The sequence below is a fragment of the Streptomyces sp. NPDC127106 genome (assembly GCF_042677605.1).
Classification (GTDB): Bacteria; Actinomycetota; Actinomycetes; order Streptomycetales; family Streptomycetaceae; genus Streptomyces.
The window spans coordinates 74,202-76,900 of the sequence record NZ_JBHXTC010000037.1 but is presented as its reverse complement, the minus strand read 5'-3'; the positions used below and the strand labels follow the sequence as shown (position 1 = coordinate 76,900).

Annotated in this window: 3 protein-coding genes; all 3 read right to left on the bottom strand. The window is 70.6% G+C overall.

Going from position 1 to position 2,699, the window contains the following annotated elements:
• Nucleotides 1-181: 181 nt before the first annotated feature.
• The 3 genes from ACFVGY_RS26465 to ACFVGY_RS26455 all read right to left on the bottom strand — a co-directional run bounded on the left by ACFVGY_RS26465 (nt 182) and on the right by ACFVGY_RS26455 (nt 2,608).
• Nucleotides 182-1,276: an amidinotransferase gene (locus ACFVGY_RS26465; protein ID WP_385681446.1), complete on the bottom strand. Its 1,095-nt coding sequence runs from the start codon at nt 1,274-1,276 to the stop codon at nt 182-184.
• A gap of 126 nt (nt 1,277-1,402) precedes the next feature.
• Entirely contained in the window at nt 1,403-2,194 is a 792-nt protein-coding gene (locus tag ACFVGY_RS26460) for a DUF4239 domain-containing protein (protein WP_385681444.1), read from the bottom strand.
• A gap of 30 nt (nt 2,195-2,224) precedes the next feature.
• Nucleotides 2,225-2,608, bottom strand: a complete 384-nt coding sequence (locus ACFVGY_RS26455; RefSeq protein ID WP_385681442.1) for a hypothetical protein — start codon at nt 2,606-2,608, stop codon at nt 2,225-2,227.
• Nucleotides 2,609-2,699 lie beyond the last annotated feature (91 nt).

Here is a 2,699-nt window from a genome sequence, read left to right as displayed (position 1 = left end):
ACTCAAGCCGAAGCCCTCACGCTTTGGTGATGTGACGGACCTTCCGGGCCGGAATGCCCGGAATGCTGAGACCTGACTACGGTCTCAGCAACGGCTGACGGCTACTCAGAGAAGGGAACTCAGGGGCCCAGACGGCCAGAAGGCCCAGAGGCCAGAAGCCCCCAGAAGGCCAAAGCCCGACTCAGGGGAAATACGACTCAAGCACCCCCCGGCGCCTGACGTCGAGCGTCGCACAGTGGAACGAGCCTGCGAACGGCGCGTAGTGCAGGAGGTCGCACGGGATCGGCTCGAAGCCCCACCGCTCCAGCGCGCGCAGCATGCCGGTGTGGTGGCGCTCCGCGATCACCCGTTTCTCGTCGACCATGAGGACGTTCATGCTCAGCCACTTGCCGCACAGCGAGGTGACCTTGAGCAGGCGCCCGTCGGGCGGCGTGGGCTCCGGGGCGATCAGGACGTCCCACGAGCGCAGGACCTCGGGCAGGCGGTCCACGTCGACGTATTCGGGGTTGACCAGTACCTTTCCGGGCGCGAGCGGGACGAACGTCGTGTCGATGTGCATGGGCGTGCGGCAGCGGCTCTCGACCTCGTGGATGCGGTAGGCCGGTTCGAGATGGCGGCGCAGCCATTCGATGCCCATGCTGTTGGTGACGTTGCTGCGCGTGACGAACAGGTCGCGTCCGGCCCGTACGAAATCCGCAGCATCGAACACCGGCTCGAACTCGGTGAGGATGTACCGCATGGGCTCGCCGGGTCCGGGGACCCGGAAATCCGTCTCGAACAATGCGTCGGTGAGCTGCGGTCTGGGTGCCGCGGTCCAGCGTGCGCCACGCCGGAAGTAGTCCTTGAGGATCGTGCGGTAGGCGTGGGTCTCGAAGTACCGGCACGGCCATGCCATCGGGGTCTCGATGATCTCGTCGCCGATCACGAGCATGCTGTCCCGCGGACAGCTGCTGCCGAAGCCGCGTGACGTCCAGTCGGGCGTGCCGAAGCGGCGGCCGTGCTGGACCGTGTCCGGTCGCCTGACCGTGATGTCGAGGGACTCCAGCAGCGCGACGAACTGTTCCAGCTCCTGTTGCGCCGGTTCGACCAGCATGCGCGGGTACTGGAGGCCGGCGGCGAGCTTCTGGAGGCGCGCCGCCCACGGCGGGATGTTGCAGGACACGACCGGGTGGTCGGAGGGGATCGTCATGCCGTCGATCCGCCCGACGATGACCTCCTCCAGGGGATCCCATTCATTGTGGGAGTTGACCGGCGAGGTCGGGCGTTCCGCACCCATCACACCACTTCCCTCCACTCCCTCGCGCTATCGGCGGCGGGCCTCACGGCGCTGCGAAAAGCATCCGGTCCCGACGTCCACCCCGCAACCGCCACCGCCCCCACCACCGTCACCGCACCGCCACCACTACCGTGCCCAGAACTGCACCAGGGCCCCCTCCTTGTACGGGGCCGGGCTCACGCTCAGCTCCCCCGCGAACGGCCGGTCCAGGACCATCACCAGCAGCAGGCTGAAGCCGATCAGCCCGGCCACCGCCGACACGAACAGCAGCTGCATCTTCAGGCTGCGCAATCCGAAGAGGAAGGTGAGCGGGAGGATCACCAGCGCGCCCCCGTACACCAGGAGCTGGAGCAGCATCGGCAGGGAGGTCTCGGCCATGTCGATGCGGGCCCGGCGCTGGGCGGCGACGTCGCTGAGGCGGTCGGCGGCCTGCTCGTAGAAGGTGGTCCTGCGGGCGCCGGTGGGCTCGTACGCCTGGAGCGCCTGGTACAGGCCGTGGGTCTGGTGCGCGGTGGCGTCGTAGCTGGGCCGGCCCTCGCGCATCAGCGGCCACTGCACTTCGACGACGGCATGCACGTACTGGCCGACCGCCTGCTCGACGCGGGCGCGCTCCTCCGGCGGGAAGGCCTCGGCGCTGCGGACGATCAGGGCCAGGTCGGTGGCCTCGGTGGAGACGATGTGCTGGGCGTTCTCCAGCTGGGTCCAGAGGGTGACGACCACGAACGCGAGGATGATGCCGTAGATCGCGCCGAACATCCCGAGCGCTACGCCGACCATTTCGTTGTGCTCGCCGCCCGCCAGATGGGGGAAGCGGCGGCGGGCGGCGAGGCTGCCGGCCACGGCGAGGCCCGTGAAGCCGCCCACCAGGAGGAGGCCGAGGGTGAGGGTGGAGAGGGAGTTGAGCAGCCACAGGATCATGTGGTGACCAACGACCGACTCCCGGCCCGGCTACTTGCCCGACGGCGCCTTGACCGACGGGGCCTGCGGCATGGTCTGCAGGGCGCCGCCGGCGCCCGCGAGCGAGCTCTCGGTGGACTGGGCCGCGGCTCCGGCCACGGTGCCGGTGACCTCCAGGGCGGTCTTGGTGTCCTGCACGGCCTGGCCCGGGTGGTCGACGATGTCGCCGACGCGCTTGGCGAGCGGGGCGGCCGCCTGGAGGGTGGCGTTGTCGGCGTGGGCGGCGCCGGCGGCGAGGCCGAGGGCTCCGGAGGAGAGGGCGAGGGCGGCGAGGCCGCGCTTCAGGGCGTTCCCGGCGGTCCCGGCGCCCGGTGCGGTCCTGGCGTGCTTCGCACGGCCGGCGGTCTTGGCGTTCGTGGGGTTCTTGGCGTCCATGCCCGGTCAAACGACCTGCCGGGCCCGGGGGGGCCCCCCCCCGCGGCGCGGCCGGGGGGGGGGGCGGCGCGGCGCTCGTCTGGGGGCGGGC

Coding starts and splice junctions, on each gene's coding strand:
- ACFVGY_RS26465 (WP_385681446.1), bottom strand. CDS start 1,276: ATGGGTGCGGAACGCCCGACCTCGCCGGTCAACTCCCACAATGAATGG.
- ACFVGY_RS26460 (WP_385681444.1), bottom strand. CDS start 2,194: ATGATCCTGTGGCTGCTCAACTCCCTCTCCACCCTCACCCTCGGCCTC.
- ACFVGY_RS26455 (WP_385681442.1), bottom strand. CDS start 2,608: ATGGACGCCAAGAACCCCACGAACGCCAAGACCGCCGGCCGTGCGAAG.